At 42.4% G+C, this 26512-nt stretch carries 29 protein-coding genes; 17 read left to right on the forward strand and 12 right to left on the reverse strand.

The window, feature by feature from the left end:
• Positions 1 to 76: 76 nt before the first annotated feature.
• Entirely contained in the window at positions 77 to 565 is a 489-nt protein-coding gene (locus ACLI1A_RS06755; RefSeq protein WP_411407430.1) for a hypothetical protein, read from the reverse strand.
• 182 nt (positions 566 to 747) lie between these two features.
• Between ACLI1A_RS06755 and ACLI1A_RS06760 the strand changes: the two genes are divergently transcribed.
• The 4 genes from ACLI1A_RS06760 to ACLI1A_RS06775 are packed head-to-tail and all read left to right on the forward strand — an operon-like array spanning position 748 to position 3256.
• Positions 748 to 1482 (forward strand): SAM-dependent methyltransferase, encoded by a 735-nt coding sequence (locus ACLI1A_RS06760; protein ID WP_411407432.1) that lies wholly within the window; start codon positions 748 to 750, stop codon positions 1480 to 1482.
• 8 nt (positions 1483 to 1490) lie between these two features.
• Positions 1491 to 2213: a ZIP family metal transporter gene (locus tag ACLI1A_RS06765; RefSeq protein ID WP_411407434.1), complete on the forward strand. Its 723-nt coding sequence runs from the start codon at positions 1491 to 1493 to the stop codon at positions 2211 to 2213.
• A 22-nt stretch (positions 2214 to 2235) separates the two neighbouring features.
• On the forward strand, positions 2236 to 3051 hold the full coding sequence (gene murQ, locus ACLI1A_RS06770) for an N-acetylmuramic acid 6-phosphate etherase (RefSeq protein ID WP_411407436.1): 816 nt from the start codon (positions 2236 to 2238) through the stop codon (positions 3049 to 3051).
• A complete protein-coding gene (locus ACLI1A_RS06775) occupies positions 3038 to 3256 on the forward strand; it encodes a DUF6095 family protein (protein WP_411407438.1) in 219 nt (72 codons plus the stop codon). The genes murQ and ACLI1A_RS06775 overlap by 14 nt, the downstream gene beginning before the upstream one ends.
• A 10-nt stretch (positions 3257 to 3266) precedes the next feature.
• Here ACLI1A_RS06775 and ACLI1A_RS06780 read toward each other — a convergent pair whose 3' ends face one another.
• Positions 3267 to 5258 carry an AAA family ATPase gene (locus tag ACLI1A_RS06780; protein ID WP_411407440.1) on the reverse strand — a complete coding sequence of 664 codons (1992 nt, stop codon included), beginning with the start codon at positions 5256 to 5258 and terminating at the stop codon, positions 3267 to 3269.
• A gap of 228 nt (positions 5259 to 5486) precedes the next feature.
• Between ACLI1A_RS06780 and ACLI1A_RS06785 the strand changes: the two genes are divergently transcribed.
• The 8 genes from ACLI1A_RS06785 to ACLI1A_RS06820 all read left to right on the forward strand — a co-directional run bounded on the left by ACLI1A_RS06785 (position 5487) and on the right by ACLI1A_RS06820 (position 12011).
• Complete coding sequence (locus ACLI1A_RS06785) at positions 5487 to 6071, forward strand: DUF1572 domain-containing protein (RefSeq protein WP_411407442.1); 585 nt, start codon at positions 5487 to 5489, stop codon at positions 6069 to 6071.
• Positions 6072 to 6446 (forward strand): DNA topoisomerase IV, encoded by a 375-nt coding sequence (locus ACLI1A_RS06790; protein ID WP_411407444.1) that lies wholly within the window; start codon positions 6072 to 6074, stop codon positions 6444 to 6446.
• 16 nt (positions 6447 to 6462) lie between these two features.
• A complete protein-coding gene (locus ACLI1A_RS06795; protein ID WP_411407446.1) occupies positions 6463 to 7245 on the forward strand; it encodes a TerC family protein in 783 nt (260 codons plus the stop codon).
• 130 nt (positions 7246 to 7375) lie between these two features.
• Positions 7376 to 7816, forward strand: a complete 441-nt coding sequence (locus ACLI1A_RS06800; RefSeq protein WP_411407448.1) for a phospholipase A — start codon at positions 7376 to 7378, stop codon at positions 7814 to 7816.
• Positions 7764 to 8294, forward strand: coding sequence for a phospholipase A (locus ACLI1A_RS06805; RefSeq protein ID WP_411407450.1), 531 nt, complete (start codon positions 7764 to 7766; stop codon positions 8292 to 8294). The genes ACLI1A_RS06800 and ACLI1A_RS06805 overlap by 53 nt, the downstream gene beginning before the upstream one ends.
• A 228-nt stretch (positions 8295 to 8522) precedes the next feature.
• Positions 8523 to 10028: an aldehyde dehydrogenase family protein gene (locus ACLI1A_RS06810; protein ID WP_411407452.1), complete on the forward strand. Its 1506-nt coding sequence runs from the start codon at positions 8523 to 8525 to the stop codon at positions 10026 to 10028.
• A gap of 105 nt (positions 10029 to 10133) precedes the next feature.
• Positions 10134 to 11168, forward strand: a complete 1035-nt coding sequence (gene adhP, locus ACLI1A_RS06815) for an alcohol dehydrogenase AdhP (protein WP_411407454.1) — start codon at positions 10134 to 10136, stop codon at positions 11166 to 11168.
• Positions 11169 to 11636: 468 nt separating this feature from the next.
• Positions 11637 to 12011, forward strand: coding sequence for a DUF779 domain-containing protein (locus ACLI1A_RS06820; RefSeq protein ID WP_411407456.1), 375 nt, complete (start codon positions 11637 to 11639; stop codon positions 12009 to 12011).
• 81 nt (positions 12012 to 12092) lie between these two features.
• On the opposite strand, the gene ACLI1A_RS06825 is transcribed toward ACLI1A_RS06820, so the two are convergent.
• The 4 genes from ACLI1A_RS06825 to ACLI1A_RS06840 form a co-directional block, all read right to left on the reverse strand.
• Positions 12093 to 12812: a head GIN domain-containing protein gene (locus ACLI1A_RS06825; protein ID WP_411407458.1), complete on the reverse strand. Its 720-nt coding sequence runs from the start codon at positions 12810 to 12812 to the stop codon at positions 12093 to 12095.
• A 65-nt stretch (positions 12813 to 12877) separates the two neighbouring features.
• Positions 12878 to 13927, reverse strand: a complete 1050-nt coding sequence (locus tag ACLI1A_RS06830; RefSeq protein WP_411407460.1) for a hypothetical protein — start codon at positions 13925 to 13927, stop codon at positions 12878 to 12880.
• Positions 13911 to 14465 carry a hypothetical protein gene (locus ACLI1A_RS06835; RefSeq protein ID WP_411407462.1) on the reverse strand — a complete coding sequence of 185 codons (555 nt, stop codon included), beginning with the start codon at positions 14463 to 14465 and terminating at the stop codon, positions 13911 to 13913. Before ACLI1A_RS06835 ends, ACLI1A_RS06830 begins: the two co-directional genes overlap by 17 nt.
• Entirely contained in the window at positions 14465 to 15052 is a 588-nt protein-coding gene (locus ACLI1A_RS06840) for an RNA polymerase sigma factor (protein ID WP_411407464.1), read from the reverse strand. Before ACLI1A_RS06840 ends, ACLI1A_RS06835 begins: the two co-directional genes overlap by 1 nt.
• Positions 15053 to 15191: 139 nt before the next feature.
• Between ACLI1A_RS06840 and ACLI1A_RS06845 the strand changes: the two genes are divergently transcribed.
• Positions 15192 to 15686 (forward strand): DUF6646 family protein, encoded by a 495-nt coding sequence (locus ACLI1A_RS06845; RefSeq protein WP_411407466.1) that lies wholly within the window; start codon positions 15192 to 15194, stop codon positions 15684 to 15686.
• A gap of 120 nt (positions 15687 to 15806) precedes the next feature.
• On the opposite strand, the gene ACLI1A_RS06850 is transcribed toward ACLI1A_RS06845, so the two are convergent.
• From ACLI1A_RS06850 to gcvT, 3 genes are all read right to left on the reverse strand, one after another.
• Positions 15807 to 16517, reverse strand: coding sequence for a YebC/PmpR family DNA-binding transcriptional regulator (locus ACLI1A_RS06850; protein WP_411407468.1), 711 nt, complete (start codon positions 16515 to 16517; stop codon positions 15807 to 15809).
• 69 nt (positions 16518 to 16586) lie between these two features.
• Positions 16587 to 18623 carry a S41 family peptidase gene (locus tag ACLI1A_RS06855; RefSeq protein ID WP_411407470.1) on the reverse strand — a complete coding sequence of 679 codons (2037 nt, stop codon included), beginning with the start codon at positions 18621 to 18623 and terminating at the stop codon, positions 16587 to 16589.
• Positions 18624 to 18739: 116 nt separating this feature from the next.
• Positions 18740 to 19822 carry a glycine cleavage system aminomethyltransferase GcvT gene (gene gcvT / locus ACLI1A_RS06860; protein ID WP_411407472.1) on the reverse strand — a complete coding sequence of 361 codons (1083 nt, stop codon included), beginning with the start codon at positions 19820 to 19822 and terminating at the stop codon, positions 18740 to 18742.
• A 159-nt stretch (positions 19823 to 19981) separates the two neighbouring features.
• Here gcvT and ACLI1A_RS06865 point away from each other — a divergent pair, with 159 nt between their 5' ends.
• Together ACLI1A_RS06865 and ACLI1A_RS06870 are read left to right on the forward strand one after the other, a co-directional pair.
• Positions 19982 to 20533, forward strand: a complete 552-nt coding sequence (locus tag ACLI1A_RS06865; RefSeq protein WP_411407474.1) for a hypothetical protein — start codon at positions 19982 to 19984, stop codon at positions 20531 to 20533.
• 28 nt (positions 20534 to 20561) lie between these two features.
• Positions 20562 to 21224 (forward strand): hypothetical protein, encoded by a 663-nt coding sequence (locus ACLI1A_RS06870; RefSeq protein WP_411407476.1) that lies wholly within the window; start codon positions 20562 to 20564, stop codon positions 21222 to 21224.
• A 74-nt stretch (positions 21225 to 21298) separates the two neighbouring features.
• Here the strand turns inward: ACLI1A_RS06870 and ACLI1A_RS06875 are convergent, their stop codons facing one another.
• On the reverse strand, positions 21299 to 22867 hold the full coding sequence (locus ACLI1A_RS06875; protein WP_411407478.1) for a L,D-transpeptidase family protein: 1569 nt from the start codon (positions 22865 to 22867) through the stop codon (positions 21299 to 21301).
• Between the two features lie 180 nt (positions 22868 to 23047).
• Between ACLI1A_RS06875 and ACLI1A_RS06880 the strand changes: the two genes are divergently transcribed.
• Positions 23048 to 24460: an MBL fold metallo-hydrolase gene (locus ACLI1A_RS06880; protein ID WP_411407480.1), complete on the forward strand. Its 1413-nt coding sequence runs from the start codon at positions 23048 to 23050 to the stop codon at positions 24458 to 24460.
• A 94-nt stretch (positions 24461 to 24554) separates the two neighbouring features.
• Entirely contained in the window at positions 24555 to 24857 is a 303-nt protein-coding gene (gene trxA / locus ACLI1A_RS06885) for a thioredoxin (RefSeq protein WP_411407482.1), read from the forward strand.
• Between the two features lie 169 nt (positions 24858 to 25026).
• On the opposite strand, the gene ACLI1A_RS06890 is transcribed toward trxA, so the two are convergent.
• Positions 25027 to 26094, reverse strand: a complete 1068-nt coding sequence (locus ACLI1A_RS06890; RefSeq protein WP_411407484.1) for an agmatine/peptidylarginine deiminase — start codon at positions 26092 to 26094, stop codon at positions 25027 to 25029.
• Complete coding sequence (locus ACLI1A_RS06895) at positions 26094 to 26468, reverse strand: four helix bundle protein (protein ID WP_411407486.1); 375 nt, start codon at positions 26466 to 26468, stop codon at positions 26094 to 26096. The genes ACLI1A_RS06890 and ACLI1A_RS06895 overlap by 1 nt, the downstream gene beginning before the upstream one ends.
• Between the last annotated feature and the right edge of the window lie 44 nt (positions 26469 to 26512).

The following is a 26512-nucleotide window of genomic DNA, read 5'->3' on the forward strand; positions in this document are numbered from 1 at the left end:
TGAGATTTCTCGACTACACTGCGTTTCGCTCGAAATGGAACCCTTGAGACAGTCCTTTATATATTCTTAAACTATGTTACCCGTAGTAGTGCGTATGTGCCGCATCTATATGTAATATCTCTTTTGCTTTGGCAATTTCTTCTGCGTCACCGGCAACCACCAGGGCAAATTTTCCGGCTTCCATATGGTCTTTAATGTTTTCTATATGCTCGTCTTTGGTAAAATATTTAGCCAGTACCGATGCAATACCACCACCTATAGTACCTACTTCTGCACCTGCAAAAACACCTACAAGCGCACCGGCACCATACAGCGCACCAAAGCCCGGTATGGCAAACACGCCTATACCTGTAAGCAGGCCTACAACAGTACCCGCACCCATACCTATATAAGCAGGTACGTTTGTTTCCCTGTCGGTTTCATCAAGGTGAAGGTGTTCGTCGTCAGCTATTCCTGCTCTTCCTATTATAGAAAGGTGGTTAGTAGGATAGCCATTGGCGTGCAGGGTTTTTAGCGCAGCTACTGCCTCTTTGTGCGAGTTGTAAATAGCTATTTGTTGTTCCATAATTATTATGTTTTTAAGTTAAGATTGTGTTTGTAAATATAAGCATTTTGCACGGGTTTGTCTATTAAAAACATGCTAAACAACGTAAAGGTTATTATTGTAAAGACTGCAAAAAATATATAAAAGCACCGCAGGTTTGGGGTATAAAACCTAACTTTGCATTCTACAATTTATAAAATACTATGCCACAGGAGGAACAATGTACATGGTACGCATCCTGGTTTGATACGCCATACTACCACATACTATATAAAGACCGCGACTATGAGGAAGCCCAGCTTTTTATGGACAACCTTACCGCTTACCTAAATCTGCCCGATGAAGCCAGGATACTGGATTTACCTTGTGGCAAAGGCCGCCACTCCATTTACCTGAACAAGCTGGGGTACGATGTTACCGGAGCCGACCTAAGCGAAAACAGCATACGTGAGGCCAGCAAGTATGCCAACGATACCCTGCATTTTGTAGTGCAGGACATGCGCGAGCCGTTTCCTACGCAGTACGATGCCATTTTTAACCTGTTTACCAGTTTTGGGTATTTTGAGGATGATGCTGATAACATTGTTACGCTAAAAGCCATCAGCCAGAGCCTTACCGAGTATGGTTTTGCGGTAATCGATTTTATGAATGTGCATAAGGTAATAGAAAACCTGGTGCCACAGGAGGTGAAAACGGTAGACGGTATCGATTTCCATATACACCGCAGCGTGGTAGACAATCATATTATAAAAGACATTAAATTTACCGATAAAGGCAAAGACTTCCATTTTACCGAAAAAGTAAAGGCGCTTACACTGGCCGACTTTGAGCAGATGATGGAAGAAGCGGGTATTTACCTGCTGGAAACCTTTGGCGACTACCGCCTGCGTAAGTTTTATAAAAACGAGTCGGACAGGCTTATTATGATCTTTAAGTAAACTATTTTATGACAGTATATATAGTTCCGTTTTTATCGGTACTTGTAGGTATAGGCGTAGCATTATTGCTGAAACCTACCGGAAAAAAAAGCCTGAAACTGCTGCTGGCATTCAGCGGTGCGTTCCTGCTTTCGCTTACTGTACTGCACCTGCTGCCCGAAGTGTACGAAGCCACCCTGCACGCAGGCGGGCATGAAGGACACGACCACGGGCATGAGCATGGGGGAGGCCACACTGTGGGCATCTTCATTATGGCGGGTATCATTTTCCAGATTATTCTGGAATACTTCTCGCAAGGAGCCGAGCATGGGCATGTACACAATCACGGGCACCATCATGGTATGCCGTGGCTGCTGTTTATAAGCCTTTGTATCCATGCGCTGCTGGAAGGTATGCCGGTAAGCCACCACCCTGATTTGGCGTGGGGTATCGGTATACACCATTTTCCTATAGCTATTATCCTTACGGCGTTCTTTGTAAACTCCGGCATGAAAAAAATACCGGTGCTGTTGTTTATGACAGCTTTTGCAGCCATGACGCCGCTGGGCACGCTGCTATCGGGGCAGCTAACAGTTGTAGAGGAATATTATCCGTACATATCTGCTGTAGTAGTGGGTATATTGTTCCACATATCCAGCACCATTATTTTTGAGAGTGGCGAAGACCATAAATTTAACCTTGCCAAACTTTTAAGTATTGGTTTGGGTGTGGTTTTGGCCTATTATCTGTAATTTTACCAACAAAGCTTAACCGATGTCATTCATTCGCACTACCGAACAAAGCAGCAAGTACGAGCACTTGGAAAAGATGCCCGTTGCCGAACTGCTGGCCAACATAAACAACGAAGACAAAACCGTTCCGCTAGCGGTGGAGAAGGCGCTTCCGCAGATTGAAGCCCTGGTACAAACCGTAGTAACCCAAATGAAAAAGGGTGGACGCCTGTTTTACATAGGTGCCGGTACCAGCGGACGTTTAGGCATAGTAGACGCCAGCGAATGCCCGCCAACGTTTGGTGTACCGTTTGATTTGGTTATCGGGCTGATAGCCGGGGGAGATACCGCCATACGCCGTGCGGTGGAGTTTGCCGAGGATGACCGCGAGGCCGCCTGGAACGACCTGTCTGCATACAACATTAATGAAAATGATGTGGTGGTAGGTATAGCCGCTTCGGGGACTACGCCTTATGTTATAGCCGGGCTGGAAAAGTGCAACGAACTGGGTATTGCCACAGGTTGTATTACCTGTAATGTCGGCAGCCCGCTTTCACAAACGGCTAAATTCCCGATAGAGGTAGTGGTGGGGCCTGAGTTTGTAACCGGCAGCAGCCGTATGAAGGCCGGTACCGCACAAAAGCTGGTGCTGAACATGATAAGCACCGCTACCATGATACAGTTGGGTAAAGTGAAAGGCAACAAAATGGTAGACATGCAGCTGAGCAACCACAAGCTGGTAGGCCGTGCGGTGGGGATGATTATAGATGAGCTGGGCATAAGCCAAACCGAAGCCGAAGCCCTTTTAGAACAACATAAAAACGTACGTAAAGCCATAGAAGCTTATGCCAACAGATAAAAAAATACTGATGCGCGGCCTGCGCTACCTGTTTGCTGCACTGCCACTATTTTTCATAGGACCGGTAGTGGTAAATAATGCGTTCCAAAACAAAAAGCACCCATTCTTTATGCCCATACTGGGGCTGGGCTGTATTTTATGCCTTATAGGGATGTGGTTTATGTTTTTAGGGTTACGGACAGTGATGAGCAGTATGAAGGATTGAGGGATATGGATTATTTTTTGCCGATTAGTTTTTGATACCATGTAATAGATTTGATTCTATTTAATTCTGTATTGAATGTTTCTAATTGTTTATCTTTTCTCTCAATTTCCAATCTTAAGTTTTCAATTTCTAAGTTTTTTTGTTTTTTTATTTTTTGAAGTTCTAGCTTTTTGTTGGTTAGATGATTGTTGTTTGATTGCAATAAAGCAATTTGATTTGTATGTTCAATTTTCTGCCTAGCTAGTTCAGCTAATATTGTTTCAGAAGTTTTAAATTTTTCGGATAAAATTTTGATAGCTTCAATCTGTGATTGGTTAAAAATTTTCAAACTTTCTATTTCTTGTTGTTGTTCTGTAGTTAATGTTTGTGTATTATTATACTTGATTTTAAGATTATTATATTTGGTTATAAGTGAATTAAATTCTTGTTCCCTTTTGATAAATTTATTTTTATATACCGAAATGGCTTTAGATTTAATTGTAAAATACTTTCTAAAAATGTCAGTTTCTAAATCATTTCTAAATTTGAAAGCTTTAATAATGTTGCTATAGGCCTCTTCAAAATTAAAAGTTGATACTGCTTCCCTTGCTTTCTTATAATAGATATCAGCTTTCCCGGAATTAATTTCTTCTAATATTAACGTTGAAGGAGTTTCATTTCTCGCAAATTCAACTACTCTATAATCAGTTTTTATAGCATTTCGTTCAATTCTGGATTTTAAGACTAATCCATTCAAATTTGTACATCTGCTAAGTGCTACATAGACTTGTCCAGAGGCAAACGCTGAACCAACATCAGCGATTACTTTATCAAAAGTCAAGCCTTGACTTTTATGTACGGTAATTGCCCAAGCTAATTTAATTGGAAATTGAGTGAAGCTACCAACAATTTCTTCTTCGATTTTTTTCTCTTCTTCGTTCCATTTATAGATAATATTATTCCAAGTTTGTTTTTCAACTTTAACTTCAATTACCTCTCCATTTTCTTTTTCATATTCTGCGAAAATATTAACATGGTCAATTTTTTTTATCTTGGCGATTCTACCGTTATAAATACCTTGTGTAAGATCATTTTTTACAAAAATGATTTGAGCATTTTCTTTTAGCCTAAGTATTCTTTCAGTAGGCATATTTCTTTCGGGGAATTCTTTGTAAATCTCTGCTTCAAATACTATTTCATCACTTGGCAAGCTAGAGAGCTTGGTGAGATTTATATTGTCGGCACTGGCATTATGACTGGTTAGAGTTATATAGTTCTGATTTTCTTTAGGTATAAATCCAGGATTGTATTTTGAGTTCAAAAAGTTTAACTCATTTTGACTGACCTGGTTTATTCTAATCCTGTCTAAAATATCAATAAACTCTTTTTCTTTTTGGCGATATACTTTCTTCAATTCGATATAAATAGGAATATTCTGTTCTACGACTTTCGAACTGAAAAAAAATGGGCTCGAATAATACTGTTCAAGAATATGCCAATCTTTATCAACCGGAGGTAATTGAAATGTATCTCCAATTAATACTACCTGTACACCACCAAAAGGTAAGAACATTTTTTTTCTAAATACTCTAAGTAATTGATCTATTACATCAAGCATATCGCAACGTACCATTGATACTTCATCAATAACCAGCAATTCTAATTTATTAATAACATCAAGTCTATCTTGAGTATATCTAAAGTGATTATAAATGGTACTTCGATCTATGTCACTAATTCCAGGTGAAATACGTAATCTAATATCGTTTGGGATAAATGGTCCAAAAGGTATTTTGAAGAAAGAGTTTATTGTTTGACCTCCTGCATTTATAGCTGCTACACCTGTAAAGGCAACGATTGCCATATTCATTGAGGTTTCTTGTTTCAGGTATTTAAGAAAAGTTGTTTTTCCTGTACCAGCTTTTCCAGTAAGATAAATCAAGGGAGTGTTTGAATTTACTAAGTCAATGGCTTGCTTAAATTCAATATTCTCAATGTCAAGTTCGAAATTATCTAATTTCATAATCTAATAAGTATGGTTGATTCTTCAAAATAACAAAATAACAAAATAAAACAACACAAACATCTGCCACAACATATCCTTTAAACCCGTATTTTTGTATGTCAATAATACCTACAAGGTCTCAAAGACCTTGCAGGAAACTAAAGACAATCCGGGTTCCGCCAACCTGCAAGGTTTCCAAAACCTTGTAGGTTTAAGTTAAAGGAAATCAGCATCAATAAACTAATTATGCAAGCAACACAAGCCTACATAGAAAGCGTCCGCAAACAGTTTTTGTACTACAAAACACTGGGCGAAAAAGCTATGGCACAACTGGCGCCGGAACAGCTTTTCTATTCGCCTGATGAGGATACCAACAGTATTGCCGTAATAGTAAAGCACCTGCACGGCAACATGCTGAGCCGCTGGACGGATTTCCTTACCAGCGACGGCGAAAAGGAGTGGCGTAACCGCGATGCCGAGTTTGAAAGTGATTTTGCCGATAAGGAGAGCCTGCTAAAAGCATGGGAGGAAGGTTGGGCATGCCTGTTTACAGCGCTTGATACCGTAACACCCGATAACCTGGACAGTATTATTTACATCCGCAATGAGGGACATACGGTGGTAGAGGCCATTAACAGGCAGTTGGCGCACTATCCGTACCACGTGGGGCAGATGGTATTCTATGCCAAAATGCTGAAGCAAACCGCATGGGACAGCCTGAGCATACCCAAGAACAATTCGGCGGCGTACAATGCCGGGAAGTTTGCACAGGAAAAAGGCATCCGTAATTTTACCGATAACGAGCTGAAAAGGCTTAACGATAACCAATAAATGAAAAAACTATTATTTGTACCTGCTGTAGCTTTGCTGCTTACAGGCTGCTACGAACAGGAACGCAACTGTGCCGATTTTAAAACCGGGAAATTCCGATCTGAAGTGGAGATAAACGGCAAAAAGAACGTAACCGAGTTTACCCGCGATGAAAAGTTTGAAATCGCCACTTACGAAGGCAAAACCGATACGGCTTCGGTACGCTGGATAAACGACTGCGAGTTTGTACTGGAAAAGGTAAACCCGAAATCGGCAGCGGAAAAGAAAGGCGTACACATGAAAATTTTGACAACCAAAGGAAATTCCTATACCTTTGAGTTTTCGCTGGTGGGCGATACCCAAAAGCAAAAAGGAACCGTTACAAAACTCGACTAATTAAAACCTTACCCCGATGGATTTTAGCTTCCTGGCCAACCCTGATACATGGATTGCCCTGATTACACTTACCTTTCTGGAAATTGTATTGGGTATAGATAACATTATCTTTATCAGTATAGTAACCGGTAAGCTCCCCGAAGCCAGCCGGAAACAGGCCACACGTATAGGGCTTTTCCTTGCCATGTTTTTGCGTATAGGATTACTTAGTGGTATTACGGTGCTTATCCGTATGAAGAGCGCGCTTTTTGGGGTAGACTGGGGCTGGTTCAAAGCCGACTTCACCGGGCAGGCGCTCATACTGTTTGCCGGGGGAATTTTCCTTATTTATAAAAGTACCAAGGAAATCCGCGAAAAGGTAGACGAAAAAGGAGAGGAGGAAAAAGAGCTTAAGGCAAGCGCCAGCAGGTCTATGGCTGCTACTATTGTACAGATATTGCTTATAGACCTTATATTTTCTATAGACTCTATACTTACTGCTGTGGGTATGACAAATGGTATGCACGGTGCATTGCCGGTAATGATAGCCGCTGTGGTGGTATCGGTAGGTATTATGATGCTGTTTGCCGTTCCGGTGGGCACGTTTATTAACCGTAACCCATCTATACAAATACTGGGGCTTTCGTTCCTTATTCTTATCGGTTTTATGCTGATAACCGAAAGCATGCACCTTAGCGGTGCGGTATTGGCAGGCCAATACGTAGGCGAAGTGCCTAAGGGTTACCTGTACTTTGCCATAGCGTTTTCACTCGCGGTAGAGTTCTTAAATATGAAAATGCGGAAGAATTCGGATAAATAAGTTGAAGTCAGGGTTTATGAAGTCAATTCTGGCAAAATGGCCTTTACGACTTTATAAACATTCGACTTTATGACTAACTTAACTACCCTTTGTAAGGCAGTTCCGTAAATTTGGGTAAAACCCCTGCCGCATGAGGAAGTTGTTACCCCTGTTTTTAGTTATACTATTCATACATCCGCTTTTTTCACAAATAAAGCACCCACAGGCATCAGTATTTAATACCGAACGCCCCAAATCGATGTCGCAGCGCTGGGAGCTGGATACGCTTTCATCTCCGGGTACTTTTATACTTACACCGTATAAGCCTATATATTTATTGCCCATGCGCTGGAGCAGCAGCCCCGCTGGGCAACCCCGTAGCGGTAATTCAGGTGAACAATACGACAACCCCAATAATCTCGACCTGAATAACCTTGAGGCCAAGTTTCAGCTGAGTTTTAAGATGAAGATATTCCAGGGACTGTTTTGGGGCCATGGCGATTTGTGGGGGGGCTTATACCCAAAAGAGCCATTGGCAGGTGTACAACGCCAGCCTGTCGCGCCCGTTCAGGGAAATAAACTACGAACCTGAACTTATATTAAACTTTGCCACGAATGTAGATTTATGGGGTGTAAAGAACCGCCTGCTGGGTGTGAGCTTTAACCACCAAAGTAATGGGCGTGATTTGCCCAACTCCCGCAGTTGGAACCGTATCATTGTACAGGCGGGTTTTGAAACCGGTGACTGGCAAATCTACCTGCGTCCCTGGTTCCGCATACCCGATGAGGAGGGTAAAGACGACAATCCTGATATAACAAGCTACATAGGCAGGGGAGAGGCTGTAGGTATTTATTGCAGCGGCAGGCATACGGTAACCCTTACCGGTAGCAGTAATTTTGAAATCAACAGTAATTTCAGGGGCTATGCCGAGGCTTCGTGGTCGTATAAAATTAAAGGGAACCTGAAAGGCTATTTGCAGGTTACTCACGGCTATGGCGAAACACTAATTGACTATAATAACAGGCAAACTACTGTGGGTCTGGGTATTTCACTGATTGAGTGGCTCTAATTTTTGTTTCAGGTTTTTTTGTGGTATACAGAAATACAGTGTTCTTTATGATACTGTTATTTTTTTGGAAATATTTTTCACTACTTTTTAAAAAACAATTACCAAAAAAATCATATTCTCATTAATTGGAAAATTTGTGCTATTGATTGGAAGATTTGTGCTACTTCTAAAACGATGTAGTATGGTAACTTTGGATTAAACAAAAAACAAATTTTAAAGTTTAAAGTTATGAGTACTATTGTAGCACGTCCGCAATTTAAAGACAAATATGATAATTTCATTGGTGGCAAATTTGTTCCACCTGTAAAAGGAGAGTATTTTGATAATACTTCGCCTATAGATGGTAAACTTATTGCCAAGGCCGCACGTTCGTCTAAAGAAGACATCGACCTGGCTCTTGATGCCGCCCACGAGGCATTTAAAACCTGGAGCAAAACATCACCTGCATACCGCAGTGGCGTATTGAACAAAATAGCCGATACCATTGAGGCAAATCTTGAATATCTTGCTGCTGTGGAAACCATAGACAACGGTAAGCCGGTTCGCGAAACCCTTGCTGCCGACCTTCCGCTGTGTGTGGACCACTTCCGTTATTTTGCAAGTGTTATCCGTGCTGAAGAAGGTACCATTTCTGAACACGACGAGAATACTGTGAGCATTGTGCTGCACGAGCCTATAGGTGTTGTAGGACAAATTATTCCGTGGAACTTCCCGCTGCTTATGGCTACCTGGAAAATAGCTCCGGCTATTGCTGCGGGTTGTTGTACTGTAGTTAAGGCTGCTGAGCAAACCCCGGTATCTATTATGGTGCTTATGGAACTGCTTCAGGATGTAGTGCCTGCGGGTGTAATTAACATTGTAAACGGTTTTGGTGTAGAAGCAGGTAAGCCATTGGCTACTTCGCCACGCATCAGTAAGGTATCGTTTACGGGTGAAACTACAACAGGCCGCCTGATTATGCAGTATGCTGCAGAAAACATTATACCAAGTACTATGGAGCTTGGAGGTAAATCGCCAAACATCTTCTTTAAATCAGTAGGTGATGCTGATGACGATTTCTTTGATAAAGCAGTAGAAGGTGCGGTAATGTTTGCCCTTAACCAGGGTGAAATATGTACCTGCCCGAGCCGTATGCTGGTGCATGAGGATATTTACGATAAGTTTATTGCCCGTGTGGTAGAACGTACTAATGCCATAGTAGCAGGCCACCCGTTAGACAAAGCTACCATGATAGGTGCGCAGGCCAGCAACGACCAGTACGAAAAAATACAAAGCTACCTTAAAATAGGTAAGGAAGAAGGTGCACAGGTACTTACAGGAGGTGACGTGAACAAACTGGAAGGCGATCTTGCCACAGGTTACTACATTCAGCCTACAATATTTAAAGGCAACAACAAAATGCGCATTTTCCAGGAAGAAATCTTCGGGCCTGTGGTGTGTGTAACTACCTTTAAAACTGTAGAGGAAGCTATAGAAATAGCTAACGATACCCTTTATGGACTTGGCGCAGGTGTATGGACCCGCGATGCCCATGAACTGTACCAGGTGCCACGTGCTATTAAAGCAGGCCGTGTATGGGTAAACAACTACCATGCTTATCCTGCACACGCACCATTTGGAGGTTACAAAAAATCAGGCTTTGGCCGTGAAAACCACAAAATGATGCTGGAGCACTACAGGGAAACTAAAAACATGCTGATATCTTACAGCAAACAAAAATTAGGATTCTTCTAAGATTAAGTAGTTTGAAGGCAGGCTGCCCCTCATGGCAGCCTGTTTTTTTATGCCAATCTGCCACCTGCCAGAGTTAATTTAATAATCCGCTAAACAAGAACCATCATGATACCAAAAACCATGAAGGCTGCCGTTGTGAGAGAATTCGGCCAGCCGTTACAAATTGAGGAAGTTCCGGTAAAAATGCCGGGAAGCAACCAGATATTAGTTAAAGTTATAGCCAGTGGTGTATGCCATACCGACCTGCATGCTGTAGACGGCGACTGGCCCGTAAAACCTAAAATGCCACTGATTCCGGGGCATGAAGGTGTAGGCTATGTAGTGGCTGTAGGGCCTGATGTAAAAAATGTTAAGGAAGGCGATGCTGTGGGTGTGCCGTGGCTGTACAGTGCCTGTGGCTGCTGCGATCATTGTATCACCGGGTGGGAAACCCTGTGCGAAAGCCAGCAAAACGGCGGTTATAGTGTAGACGGCGGTTTTGCCGAATATGTAATTGCCGATGCACGCTATGTGGGGCACCTGCCTAAAAATCCTAACTTTTTAGAAATGGCTCCTATACTGTGTGCTGGTGTTACCGTATACAAAGGGTTAAAAGAAACCGAAACAAAGCCGGGAGAATGGGTAGCCATATCTGGTATTGGAGGTCTTGGTCACGTTGCGGTGCAATATGCTAAGGCTATGGGTATGCATGTGGCAGCTATAGATGTGGCCGATGATAAGCTGGATTTAGCCAAACGCCTTGGTGCCGACCTTGTGGTAAATGCCAAAGAACAAAACCCGGGCGAGTACCTTAAAAAAGAAACCGGTGGTATGCACGGTGCGCTGATTACAGCTGTTTCGCCTATTGCATTTAAGCAGGGGCTTGAAACCCTTAGGCGTAAAGGTACTATGGCGCTAAACGGCCTGCCTCCGGGGAATTTCGACCTTTCTATTTTTGATACGGTGCTAAACAGGATTACCATACGTGGTTCTATTGTGGGCACGCGTAAAGACCTGCAGGAGGCGATAGACTTTGCTGCTGAAGGCAAGGTGAAGGCAAACGTTACCGCTGCAAAGCTGGAAGACGTAAACGACGTATTTGATAAAATGAAGAAAGGACAAATAGAGGGCCGTATGGTCCTTGAAATTGCAAAAGCTTAAGTTTTAAGGTTTTTATAGCTACACCAAGGTTTTACGATAAATCACTATATTTATATAGGCCGATGTAAAGCCTTGGTGTTTTTTCGTATTGAAACAAAAACAGTTATTGTTAGGGATAGCGCAGATTTATAATCATAAGTGTTCGAAACCATAATTTTGCCCGTTAGTAAACCCCGGAGGGGTGGCATATCTATAGTTATTGGATAGGCAAGAGTAAATTGAGCTCTGGAGGAGCGGCACATTTATACGATTATATGCCGTTCCTCTGGAACTCCTCATAATTGCCAAATCATTCATTTTACTATAGATATGGCGCTCCTCTGGAGCTGATGAAAGTTTCGAACACTTATGGTTGTAAATTCGCGCCATCGATGAATAGAATGAGCAATGTTAAATTTTGATCATAATTAGAGATTTCTCGACCACACTGTGTTTCGCTCGAAATGGAAGAATTAAAAAAGAAAAACCATGTACAAGAGGATAGAAGCCGATGAAAAGGCAATAGCATTAATAAACGAACTGAAAGGCCGCTACGGCGAACTGATGTTTCACCAGAGTGGCGGGTGCTGCGACGGCAGCCAACCCATGTGCTTTGAAAAAGGCGATTTTAAACTGGGGTATAGCGATGTATGCCTGGGCGAAGTAGAGGGCTGCGAGTTCTGGATGAGCAAAGACCAGTTTGAATACTGGCAACATACACACCTTACCCTTACAGCTGTAGATGGGAGGGGAGCCAGTTTTTCGCTGGAAATACCACTGGGTAAACGCTTTATTATAGATTCGCGGTTGTATACAGAGGAAGAACGTGCCGACCTTACGCCGCTACACTATCTGGAAGATTAAAAAAACAAAAAGCATCGGGTATCAGGCCGATGCTTTTCTTTTACGGCTGTAACCAGCCGGCTAACCTAAAACTTGTATGTATTAGAAAACACTGAAGGTTCCGTTTCCGGTACGCATAAGGTCCTGTCCTCCGGGCTGGCCACCAAAGGCTATGGTGCCACTTCCGTCTAGCCTGCCTTTAATAGACTGTGTGCTTGCTACCTTTATATTACCGCTACCGGTAAGCTGAACATCGGCAGTAAGGCAGTCTACCCCGGCAGTGCGTATGCTGCCGCTACCCGTAAGTTTGCAGTATAAATTTCCTGTAGTACCTTGTACACTTACGGTACCCGATCCTATAACAGCCACTTCGGTATCATGATTATAAACATCGAAATTAAGGCTGCCTGCCCCATCCAGTAAAAAGCGTACTTTATTGCGTATTGTATTTTTAGAGGTAATACTGCCCGAACCTACCAGATGTATCTCGGTAAGTTGGGAGTAGGGTATGCGCACAGTAATCTTGCTGTGTTTAGATGGTGCTACTTTATAGCCCTTTTTCAGTACTACACTAAGCGTGTTGTTTTCTGTTGAGGTTTCTATAAGCGACAGCAGGTTGTCTGCTCCTTGCAGGGTAAGTTTTTGTGTGGTGTCTTCGGTAAGTATTACTTCAAATGGCCCGTCTACTTTCAGTTTTTCAAAAGTACCCGTGTTTCGTTCCTCTTTTACCTTGTGTGCCGAAGGCGTTATAGCCGTGCCCTCCTGTGCCGCTGCGGTGAGGGAAAAAAATATCCCTGCAACCCATAACATTGCGTTTTTCATAACTGCTCGTTTTTATGATTGATAAATAAATGATGATTGATGATGATATTTAAAAGCAGGGGTGATTAATTCCTGCTTATCCTTATTTCTCCGTATTCTGATTTGGCATATACCTTACAGTTTCCTTCGCCCGCCTTGCTTGAGCCTACATAATGTGCCTTTATGTCTTTCTCGGTCTTTTCAGAGAAGTTTAGCAGCTCCTTTCCGCCAAGCCCACCGTATTCGGTATCAAACTCAAAACTAAAGGCAGTTTCGGGTGCAAACCCCAACTTTATTTCGCTATAGGTACCCTTTACCACTATGCTGCGTGCCCATTGTGTAATACTGTTTACTTTTACATTGCCATAGTTTACCGAAGCATTTAGCAGGTTATCCAGTCTTCCACATTTAAAGCCGCTGTAGTCTGATTTCAGGTTAATGATGTTGGCATACCCCACATTCAGGTCGCCATAGTCCATATCCAGGCTTATGGTGCGTACCTCATCTACCTTAATCTGAGAATAATCGGTATTAGCGGTAATAGCACCAGATTTTACGATGTTCATATCGCTATACTGCATTTTCAGGTCCATTGTTTTTATGTAACCTATCCTGCTACCGTTAGCATACTGCAGGTTAAGCTTGTTAACCTCAGAATTAGCCTCATCTATAATAATGTTGCCATACTGGAGGTCTATGTTCATGCCTCCGTATATTTTGCCCAGCTTAATACTGCCGTATTGATTGTTAATACCCAGTGTGCCGTTTTTAGGGATACGTATGGTGTAGTTTATCTCCATACTTGATTTTCCTTTTGCATTGCCAAAACGAGTCATGGCAGTTACCAGGGCTTTTGTAGCGTCAAACTCTACGTCTATGCTGTTTAGCCTTTTTACCACGTCATCTTCATTATTACCGCTTACGGTAATAACTACTTCTATCTCTGTACGGTCCTGGTCCCAGGTAGTTATGGCTATGTTACCAAACTTATTTCCTACCTGTAGCCCGGCATTGCTATTCACGCCAAAGCCTTTTTCTATCTTCTTTTCCTTTGTGTACTTCCCTTTAACGATACTTGCAGAAAGCCCCACGGGTAACAGCAAGAAAAACAAGGTTAGTTTATAGATTGTTTTCATGGTAAGTTTCTTTTAATTTTTTGATGTTTTCAATTTGTGTAAGCACTTCCTCCAGGAATGATATCCGTGTTTGCAGGTTGGTTATCATTGCATGGATTATTTTTTTGTTTTCGCCTTTTTGTTCAAGCTCTGTAAGCAGATTGTCGTAATCTTTGTCAAGTTTGTCCATTTGTGCCAGAGCGTCGGCTACAAGTTTTTTGGTCTCGGGCGATTTTTCTTTTTCTACCTGCGCCAGCTCTTTTTTTATTACGGTATTAAAATATTCCTGCGCCTCCCGGTTTTTAGGAGACATGCTGTTATATGCCATTTCAGCATCAGTGGGGCGGTTTGTAAATATAAATGCCAGTCCCACTATCATGGCTATCATGGCCGCAGCGGGTACGGCAATCCAAAAAATACCTTTCTTCTTTTTACCGTCATTACCTTCCAGCTTTTGCATAAAACGGTGATGATGCCCTATTGCAGGCTCTTCGGTATCCCACTGCCCATTTAACCCGGCAAAAAGGTGGTCCATTTCATTGTGTTTTTCGTCTTTCATTATCCTCTTAGTTTTTTAAGCAGGCTTTCCTTTGCCCGGCTTATGGTGGTGCGGCAATTACCCGGTGTAATGGCCATAATTTCGCAAATCTCTTCCTGATCGTAACCTTCTATATACAGCAGGGTAAGTACAAGACGGTAACTTTCTTTAAGGCTTTGTATGGCAGCGCCTACCTGCTGTACCTGCATACTCTGAAAATCGACTTTAGCTTCTTCTTTGTAACCGTCATCTTCCACTTTATACAGTATATCTTCCAGCGGTTCGGCTATATCCCGGTTTATTTTTTTGTAGCTGTCCAGGCTGTGGTTTACCACTATACGCTTTAGCCAGGCACCAAAGGCTACCTCTCCACGGTAAGCCGAGATTTTTGTAAACGCCTTTAAAAAAGCCTCCTGCATTACATCTTCGGCCCAATGAACATCTTTAACTATGCGCAGTGCTGTGTTGTACATGGCTTTATAATAGCGGTTGTACACTTCAAACTGCGCACTGCGGTTGCCCTCCCTGCACAGGGCCACAAGCTCGTCGATATTCTGGTTTGGTACCGTCAATGTATTTGTTATAGGTTTTAGTATAATGACTGCCACTTAAATGTATTTGTTACAGTAGTGCCTAAAAAAACTTACAATAATTTGATATTCATTTTATCCACAAAACATAAAAGCCTTGTTTTTGTAAGGTTTTAAGTGTAAATTTACGGGTATAGTATTACTAATTTTTTTTAGGATGAAAAAACTTTTACTCCCCGTAGCGCTTGCGTTTACCACGCTGGCCGGTGCACAGGCTTTTCATGGTAAAGGCGACACGAAATTACAAATAGGTTTTAACGGACAGGATAATGCTAATGGTATTACCGGTACTGTAGACTTTGGCCTTGGTAAAAACCTGTCGTATGGTTTTTCTGCCACGTATTTGTTAGGTGCAGATGACATAGCCGGCGAGAAACCTGATTTTGGCGATCGTGCCGACCTTAAAGTAAGGCTGAATGCCAATATAGGCGATGTAATAGGTATAGGGGAGAAGGTAGATGTATACCCTGGGCTTAACCTGGGCTTGCGCAACTTTGGCGGACACGTAGGAGCACGTTATTTCTTTACAGAAGGTTTCGGTATTTATTCTGAAGTTCTTTTCCCGTTTGCGCGCTATGATAGCAGTGTACACGGATTTGACCACTACAACAACCAGTTTACCTTTCAGATAGGCGCGTCGTTTGACTTGTAATTTGTACCCGTAAACGTTATAAACAACAAAAGGCTGCCATGGGCAGCCTTTTGTTTATAGTTTATTCAGTAATTGAGTGAAGCCCAATCTGAAATCTAAAATCATAAATCTGAAATAGGATTACTCCTGCATAGTGTGGTACACGTTCATCACGTCGTCATCTTCTTCAATTTTTTCAAGAAGTTTTTCCACATCGGCTACCTGGTCTTCGGTAAGCTGCTTGGTTACCTGAGGTATCCTTTCAAAACCTGAAGACAGGATTTCAAGGCCACGGTTTTCAAGTTCTTTTTGTATAGCACCAAAGCTTTCAAAAGGGGCATACATGATAATACCGTCTTCATCTGCAAAAATTTCTTCTACACCAAAGTCTATCATTTCTAGTTCCAGTTCTTCTACATCCTGGCCTTCGGCAGGAATACGGAAGTTACAAGTGTGGTCAAACATAAACTCTACAGAACCCTGCGTACCCATAGTACCGTTACACTTATTAAAGTAGCTGCGGATGTTAGCCACAGTACGGTTGTTGTTATCAGTAGCGGTTTCTATAAGTATGGCAATGCCGTGTGGTGCATAGCCTTCAAAAAGTACTTCTTTAAAGTTAGCTGTATCTTTATCAGATGCTTTTTTAATGGCACGCTCTACGTTATCCTTAGGCATGTTAGCTGCCTTGGCATTTTGTATTACCGCCCTTAGCCTTGAGTTGGTTTCAGGGTTTGGCCCACCTTCCTTAACGGCCATCACTATATCTTTACCTATACGCGTAAAGGTTTTGGCCATGGCAGACCAACGTTTCATTTTCCTGGCTTTCCTGAATTCGAACGCTCTTCCCATAATGATTATTTATTTGGAGCACAAAAATATAATTATTCGCGCTTTTGCCAAAACAAAACGGTAGCCTTTTTATCGCTTTTTATACAAGCTAAGGTCATACAGTATATTCATGCCCTCAAAAACATACGGGTCGGTTTTAATTCCCTTTATTTTAAAGTCGTTTACACTTTTTACATAAGCTTCACTGCCCTGTGGTGTGTAGGTGCCGGTAACGGTAATAACGTTCTCCTTTTCGGCATTATCTTTTATTTCTTTGTATAATCCGTCTGTGCTGTGTACATCGTCGTATACGGCCGTAAAAGTTACAGGCAGTTTTTTACGGTCGTTGTTATACAACAGGTTTATACGGTTGTTAAGATTTGAAATTGTAGTAAACGATGTATTTTTTACTACACGTTCCTTACTCCTGAAAATGGCTTCGTTAAGCGGTTGTTCCGGCAGTTTGGTATAGCGGAGGTGCACATCTATTGAATCATTTTTCAGGGCATTTGCCATTCCCTTTTCACGGGGCAGTATGGGGCTGAAGAGCATGGGCAGTTCTACATCGGGCAGTATGCCGGTGTACTGGCTGCTCTTGCCGCTTACCCGGTAAAAACGGTCTACGGTTATTTTTATAAAATCGTTATTATCGTTTTCTTCTACAGGTATTATGTTTTGCATAGAGGCTTTTCCGTGTGTGGGGCTGCCTGCTATAATGCCCCGGTTATAATCCTGAATAACGCCTGCAAAGAACTCGCTTGCCGATGCGCTAAAGGCGTTAACCAGTACCACAAGTGGGCCATCGTAAACCATGCCACGGTTGTAGTCGCGTAGGGTGTTGTATTTCATCTGGCGGTCTGTAAGTACTGCCACAGGGCCGTAGTTAATAAACATACCACAAAGCTGTATAACCTCATCCATAGAGCCGCCACCATTGTACTGCAGGTCTATAATAATGCCCTTAATGTCTTGTTTTGTAAGTTTCAGTACTTCTGTAGCTACATCAGCGGCACAGCCATTACCGTCAGAATTATCGTAGTTTGTATAAAAACTGGGTATTTTTATGTAGCCGTACTTTTCATTACCCTTACCTAGTACGTAACTGTACACCAGGTTTTCATCGTCCTTCATTATCTCCTTACGGAGGGTAACGGTATACAAAGTGCCGTCTTTTTTGCGCAGGGTAAGGTCTACATTTTTATATGAATCGCTGCTTACTATATTGTTTATGGCATCCATAGAGGCGCACGATACTACGTATTCATTATTGTTAGAGGCAAGCTTTATAATCCTGTCGCCTTTTTCTATTTTATTGGTATTAAAGGCAGGCCCACCAGGTACCACTTCGTCTACAACCATTTCTTCATTTTCGGTTTGGCTTACATACAGGCCCAGGGTATAGCTTTGGGTACTTATGGTAGATACAAACGAAGCCCTTTCGTTGTAGTTAAAGTAAGTGGAATGCGGATCGAAATACGAGCAAAACACACTATAAAAACGGTTGTACATACTGTTTTCGAAACCTTCGGGTGGCGACAGCAGGTTGTCGGCACGGCACAGGTAGGTTTCCAGCACCTTTTGTTTTGTGGCTTCAAAAAGCTTAGGCAATTGCTTTGCAAGCGAGTCTTTGTTTTTACTCAGCTCAGATATATCTTCCAGTATGTCGTAGGTTATTTTTTTGCGCAGGTAGCGTTTTATGCGTTGCGGGTCTTTTACAAACGGATATACCTTTTTAGAATAGAAAATGGTATCGGTTGTATTGTATGTAAGCTTTTCGGCTGCAATTTCCTCTATGTATTTTTTATTGCGCAGCAATGCAGTACGGTAGGTGTTTATAAAACCGTCAAAAAACGAACACTTTTGCTGCTTTATATAATCGTCTATACTGGTTTTATGCACCAGTAAACTATTGTATTCGTCTTCAGTAAACAGGATGTGGTTATCATCAAGCTGGTCTATAACCGTATTAAATACATACACCGAAAGGCTATCGTCCAGTGGCTTTGGGCTATAGTGTTTTTCCTGCATAAGGGTATTTATGCGTGCAAAAACGCGGCAGGCATTCCTGTTGTCCTGGGCGCTCATTACAGCTGTAATAAGCAGCATTACGTGGAAATATAGTTTCATAGCTAAGGTGATATATCTCAAATTTAATGAAAAATAAGCGGGAGTAAAATAGCCTTTAACTAAAAAAGCCGTTTCCTTTAATAGAAAACGGCTTATAGCTTGTATAAATTGTATGCTTATTTTTTGTAAAACGGTAGTTTTACCACTTTTGCAGCCACATCGTTTTTACGGATGCGGATGAATATTTCGCTGCCTTCCGGGGCAAACTCGGTGGTTACATAACCAAGACCAATACCTTTACCCAGCGATGGCGATTGTGTACCCGATGTTACCACACCTATAACTTCGCCTGCGGCGTTTACTATTTCATAGTCGTGACGCGGAATACCACGGTCTGTAAGTTCAAAACCTATCAGCTTACGGCTTGCACCTTCTTCTTTTTGTTTTTTAAGCGCTTCGCTGTTTGTAAATTCTTTAGTGAATTTAGTTATCCAGCCCAGTCCGGCTTCTATTGGCGATGTGGTATCGTTAATATCGTTACCGTACAGGCAGAAGCCCATTTCCAGGCGCAGGGTATCGCGGGCAGCAAGGCCTATGGGCTTAATGCCAAAACCGGCACCTGCTTCAAATACCTTGTTCCATATGGTTTCTATATCGCTATTCTTAGCGTAGATTTCAAAACCACCACTACCGGTATATCCTGTAGCCGAAATGATAACATTATCTACACCAGCAAAATCGGCCACCTCAAAGTGGTAGTATTTTATAGCGGCAAGGTCTATAGATGTAAGTGCCTGCATAGCCTCTACAGCCTTAGGTCCCTGTATGGCCAGTAGCGAATAGTCTTCGCTGGCATTGGTCATATCTACACCCAGGTCGTTGTGCTGAGATATCCATGCCCAGTCTTTATCTATGTTGCTGGCATTTACCACAAGCAGGTATTCTTCTTCACCCAGGCGGTATACAATAAGGTCGTCTACTATACCACCCTCGTTGTTTGGCAGGCAAGAGTACTGTGCGCGGCCTATAGTAAGGGTAGCAGCATCGTTACTGGTAACTTTTTGTATCAGGGCAAGAGCGTTTGGCCCTTTCAGGAAGAACTCTCCCATGTGCGAAACGTCAAAAACGCCTACGCCGTTCCTCACGGTTTCGTGTTCTGCATTTACCCCTTCATATTGTACAGGCATGTTGTAGCCTGCAAACGGCACCATCTTGGCACCCAGTTGTTCGTGTATGTGCGTAAGCGCGGTATTTTTCATTTTTTAGAGAATAAAATTTCCGGACGCTAAATTATTGAAAAAATCACAATAAACCCTCGCTAATTTACGATATAACTGTTTTATTGTTCAGTGTTATAAAATATGTGCGGGTTTTTTAATGCCTGTGCGGCAAATACCCAAAATACGTACATTTGCACCATGCGATATATTGTTATTCTATTAGCTTTTATAAGCCTTTCGGCCAAAGCCCAGCAGGTTACCATGCACTGCGGTTACGATTTTACTTCTTACCTGGTGCTTGATGTGCACGAAGACGGTAAAAAAGAGAACATAAAAAACCTGAAGATAACCGTGGTAGACAGCCTGGGGCGCGAGGTAATAAATGTGGGCAACGTATACAGCTGGAGCCGCGCCAATGAACCCATGCGTTTTAAACAAAACTACCCTATAGGCGATGATAATAAGGCCTTGCCCGAAGGTACTAAGCTTACGGGCAACGAGCGCTGGTTTTTTCCGTATGCTAAGGATAATTATATATTGTCTATAGCCAACACCTTTCCGGCAGACCGTTTTAGCTTTAAGATAGAAGATGTAGACGGTAAGGAAAACGGCGGGCAGTTTAAAACCATTATACTGCCGCTATATGCCTACAATATGTACGTGTTGTGTAGTAACGAGAGCCAGCAGGCAGCCATAAAGTTTGGGCGAAAAATGAACAAACCCATAGATGTAGTGCTGGAAGAGCAGTAAGCATTTTATACCAATTATAAACCATTTTATGAAACAAACCATCCTTGCCACATTATTGCTGGCATCGTTTTTTACTGCCTGTAAAAAGGAAGAAACCAATGCTGATACTACTACAACCGACTCAATTGTAGCTAAACCTGCAACTCCGGTTGCACATGAAGAAGACAAAGATAAGGAAGAAATTACCCAGCTTATCCGTAAAACATTGGTATGGGCAGATGGGAAAGCCCCGCATTTATTGCCCGGTGTACTAAAAGAAGGAGACAGTATTTACAGCGGTGTTGATTTTGAGCAGCTGCAAAAGAACCTTGAATTAGTAAAAGATACAGGCTTTTTTGCCAAAGAGTTTATTGACAATTGCGACAAAATTGCAAAAACGATTGACAAAAAAGTGAAAGCTAATGAATATGGGCCATGGGATTCGCGTGAATACCCACCTTTTAATATTTACAGTGAAGTGAATCCTTGGTGCGACTGCCAGGATCACCGAGACTGGAACAAAGTTAAAACAGAAGTAGTCATCTTGTATGCTGACAGAGGTGAATTGTACTGGCAATTTGAAACCCATCCCGGCGATGACCCAAGTTGGAGAGAATTTAGTTATACATTCAGGGTCGTGAAAGAAGGCGGTAAATGGAAAATTTCGTACCTCCAGGGATTTGACTATAATGAAGCTATAAAAGGTTTTTAAGCCAAATGATACATTAAAAGCCCGTAACCAACTAAAAGGTTACGGGCTTTTGTATTTAGGTTAGGGTAGAGTTTTTATTTGGTGTACATTAGTGTAGCAAGGCTTTCGTCTCTCTGGTAAACATCGTCAAAAAAGGCAACATTCCCTTTTTCATCGGCCCAGGCAGTAAAGTAGGTTAGGTATACCGGTATCTTTTTCTTCAGTACGTAGCTGTTCTCTTTACCGGCATTCATGGCCTTGTCTACTTTGGCCTCGTTCCAGCCACCGTCTTTTTTGGTAATCATTATGGCCAGCTCGCGGGCTTTTTGCACACGTACACAACCGTGGCTAAAGGCGCGGTCGTTTTCGGTAAACAGGCTCTTGGCAGGGGTGTCGTGCAGGTAAATGTTATTCGTATTCGGGAACATAAACTTTACTAAACCAAGCGAGTTATTGCCACCCGGTTTTTGGCGTATGTGCTTACCGTTATAATATTCCATATTGTGTTTGGCAAGATAATTCGGGTCTTTGGCTATGCTTGGGTATATCTCTTTTTCGGCTATGCTTGGCGGCACATTCCAGTACGGGCTAAATACAAGGTAGCTCATGTTACCGCTAAATATTACGGTGCGGTTTGCATCCTTGCCCACTACTACATTAGAAATCAGCTCCGGTTTGCCGTCTATAACATAGCGCAACCTGTACGATGGTATGTTTACCGCTATGTATTCCTTTTGTGTATCTATACTGGTAGGTACCCAGCGGCAGCGCTCCATGTTTACGGCTATGGTTTTTATACGCTCGGTTACCGGTATGTTTAATTCCTTTATTATCGATTCTGTTACTTTATTAGCATACGTACGGAAATGGCTTTGCTCGTAAGCATTTACAGCATCGTTAAGCTCTTTATCAAATGTAGCGCTCTTGTTGTCTTTACCCAGGTAACCTTCAGCCGCCAGGCGGGTACGCAGTTGGGCTACGGCATCACCGCTATCGCCTTCTTTAAGCTCTTTTGTGCCTTCGGGCAGGGTTATGGCAGGCCAGCCGCCTTTTTTCTCTATTTCGCGGTATTTTTGCAGGCCTTTTTTCAGGTTATAGTACTGGCTGAACAGCTCTTTTTTATCACCCTTAATTTTTTGCGGCTCCTGCATCAGCGTATCCAGATAAGCTACATAATCAGTATGCTGGCGCGGAAGGAACCAGCCTGTTTGTTGCCTTTGCTCAGTTGGCAATCCTTCAAGGGTTTTATCTGCCCAATAAAAGTACATGGCAGAAATCAGTAGTTCCGACTGTACATTCGGGCGTTCACCACGCCCCGAATCCTGGAATAAATCGTCGAGGGTAGATTTATAAGGTATTTTGCTGGGTAAGCCCTCATCGTCAAGCTGGTTTACACGGTTGTACAGTACCTCGGCAAATTCTATAAGCCCACGTTTTTCGTGCCAAATGTAATGCGGGTGTTTTTTATAGAGTTCGCTTATTTGTTTTTTATAAGGTGTATAGTCCGGGTAGCGCTCATAAAAAGCAGAAAAGCCATTGGTATCCAGCGCTATCATTTTTTCATCGTGCTCATGCGTTTCCACATCGGCTGCGTCTTTTTTCTTGCACGAAGTAAAGTGTGCTGCCGTAATACACAGTACGGCCATTAAAAATATCTTCTTCATTGTATTGGTTTTCAATTTTGATAAATGTAGGAAGAATTCTAATAAATAATAATGGTATGCTACAGATTAACGCATAATTAGCACTTATAGCCAAACAGCTGTTAAACTGATGAGTATGATAAATATCATAGTTTGCATGGCATAGCTGATTTACTTTTAGGGTATTAAAACTGTAATACCATGAAGATAGAACAAATATATACAGGCTGCCTGGCGCATGCGGCGTATTACATAGAAAATAACGGTGAGGCGGCCATATTCGACCCGCTTCGGGAGGTGCAACCGTATCTTAACCGTGCGGCTAAGGATGGTGCCAAGATTAAGTATGTTTTTGAAACCCATTTTCATGCCGACTTTGTAAGCGGACACCTCGACCTGAGTGCCAAAACCGGTGCGCAGATTGTTTTCGGCCCCAATGCACGTCCGGATTATGATGCTGTTATAGCCGAAGACGGGCAGGAGTTTGCTGTAGGTAACTATACTGTAAAAGCTTTGCATACCCCCGGGCATAATATGGAAAGCACCACCTACCTGCTTATTGATGAAACGGGTAAGGGGCACGGTATTATAACCGGCGATACACTTTTTATAGGCGATGTAGGCAGGCCTGATTTGGCACGTCATGTGGTTTTTGAGCTGACGCAGGAAAAGCTTGCACGTCATTTGTTCCGTTCGCTTAGGGACAAGATTATGCCGCTACCAGATGATTTAATAGTGTATCCTAATCACGGTGCAGGAAGCGCCTGTGGCAAAAAAATGAGTAAGGAAACCACAGATACGTTGGGTAACCAGAAGAAAACAAACTATGCGCTGCGAGCCGATATGACCGAAGATGAGTTTGTAAATGAAGTACTAAACGGACTTACGGCTCCTCCGGGCTACTTTCCGAAGAATGTGGTAATGAATATGAAGGGCTATGAAAGCCTTGATAATGTTTTAAAAAGAGCCATGCGTCCGCTAAATCCGGTGGAGTTTGAAGTTACGGCTAACATTACAGGGGCATTGATACTGGATGTGCGTAACCCCGAGGTGTTTGCAAAAGGATTTATACCTAACAGCATAAACGTGGGGCTAAACGGAAGTTTTGCTACCTGGGTAGGGGAGCTGGTAATGGATATTAACCAAAAGATATTGTTAGTAGCCGAGCCTGGCCAGGAAGAAGAAGCCATGATACGCCTTAGTCGTGTGGGGTATGACCATACCATAGGTTACCTGCAGGGCGGATATGCCGCATGGGTAGCTGCTAATAAGCCGTTTGACACGGTGGTACGTATTTCTGCTGCTGATTTTGAGGAGTATTACAATGCGGGAGTTCCTGTTTTTGATGTGCGAAAAGAAAGTGAGTTTAATGCCGAACACGTGGTAGGGGTGACCAATGTACCGCTTAAAACGATTTATGAGCATTTGGCTTTGTTTCCTAAAGACAAGAAATTTATACTACACTGTGCCGGTGGTTACCGCAGTATGATAGCCGCTTCTATATTAAGGCAGCTGGGGTATGGTGGCTTTGCCGATGTTACAGGCGGATATACAGAGATAAGTAAAACCAATGTAGAGAGGACAGAATACGTTTGTCCGAGTACATTATTATAATAAACTCATACCACATTATTCTTTTTTGTAAAGCCCTGTTAATTCGTTTGGCGGGGCTTTAGTTTTTCAGTAATTTTAGAAAAAACACTATGACATGGAACGATTTCAAACCCTTATAAATGGTGCCAAGCCCGTACTTGTAGATTTTTTTGCTACCTGGTGTGGCCCGTGCAAAATGATGTCGCCTATACTTACCGAGGTAAAAGAAACCCTGGGTGACAGCGTTACTATAATAAAAATAGATGTAGATAAAAACCAGGAGCTTATGGCCAGTCCGCAGTTTCAGTTGCGCGGAGTACCTACGCTAATGCTGTTTAAAGAAGGCAAAATACTGTGGAAACAGGCAGGCGTAGTGCCAAAAGAAGAAATTGTAAGCAGGATAAAAAGCGTACAGTAGTAATTTACGATTTCAGAATTAAGATTTCAGATTCCACTCATGTGTAATATCTGAGTGTGGTTTAATTCGGAATCTGCAAATAGTAATTTATGATTTTAGATTTCAGATTCCACTTATGCACTAAACACAGTGTGGTTCAATCTGAAATCTAAAATCTTAATTCTGAAATCTACAAAGGTTCCTGCTGGCTAAGGCAATGGAAGCTGCCCAGTCCCCATATAAGGTCGGTGCTGTCTATGCCTATAACCTCGCGGCCTTTAAAGCAATCGGTTAATATATCCAGTGCTTTTTTATCGTTAGCATCATCACGAAACGTAGGTACAATCACGCTTTCGTTAGCTATATAAAAGTTAGCGTATGATGCCGGTAGCCTTTGGTCTTCCCATATAACCGCCTTAGGCATTGGCAGCTCTATAATATTAAGCTGCTTGCCGTCTTGCAGGCGCATGGTTTTTAGTAAATCAAGGTTTTCCTGTAGCAGGTGGTAGTTGTCGTCGTTTTTATCTTCTTCAACTACGGTAACCACAGTATCTTCATTTACAAAACGGGTAATATCATCTATGTGCCCATCGGTATCATCGCCTACAATACCGTCGCCCAGCCACAGTATGTGCTCTACACCGTAATATTCGGTAAGATATTCCTCTATCTGGCTTTGGTTAAGGTGTGGGTTACGGTTTTCATTAAGCAAACAGGCCGTTGTGGTAAGTAGAGTACCTTTACCGTTAAACTCCACGCTGCCACCTTCCATAACAATATCGGCATTAAAAACTTTTAGTCCTAATGCTTCACCTATACGGGTAGGTATTACATCATCCAAGTCAAACGGAGGGTATTTTCCTCCCCACGCATTATACCCCCAGTCTACAACAGCTTTTTCTCCGGTTGTACGGTTTACTACAAAGGCAGGGCCGTGGTCGCGGCACCAGGCATCGTTTGTAGGGTGGAAGTAAAAAGTAACTTCACTCAGCTTAGCACCCGGCACCAGTGGCATGTAGGTATTCAGTTCGTTCTGGGCAAACTGTTTCATAGCTTCATTAGCTACGTTAATACATACTTTTTGGTGGCGGCTTACCTGTAGTATAAACTCACAATACGGTTTATAAATGGTGTGCAGCTTACCTGGCCAAGATTCTTCTTTATGTGGCCAAGATAGCCATAGCGCACGCTGGGGTGCAAATTCTGCCGGGAAATGAAACCCTAATGCTTTAGGAGTTTGTCCTGTTTGTATTGCCATTAATTTCTATTTGACTTCAGTGATTTTTTCAGGGCCTTAGTGTGGTTTAGTAATAAATAAGACTCTGTATACAGTTCACTGAAGATTTCCTGTGATATATAATTTCGCCGTTGCGCCTTGTGCAGGCAGCATACTACCTCTGAAATTGATCTCATAGAATTACCAAGGTATTTCCTGAAATCGTCGTTAGTTTCTTCGGCCATTCCTTCCGAAATGTGGAAGGCAATTTTGTCTGCAGCTTTTGTAATGTGTGTTTGCAGGCTGTACAGCTCATTAGGTGGAAAATCTACGGATATTTGATGAATGCGTTCACCATAATCCATGGCCTGATTCCACACCTGTAGGCGCTCAAATTTAAAGTGCGTAATTTCCATGTGTGTGTATTGGTTTTGACACTACAACATTACTAAAAAAAACG

The organism is Flavobacterium sp. RHBU_3 (assembly GCF_046613565.1).
Taxonomy (GTDB): Bacteria; Bacteroidota; Bacteroidia; order Flavobacteriales; family Flavobacteriaceae; genus Flavobacterium.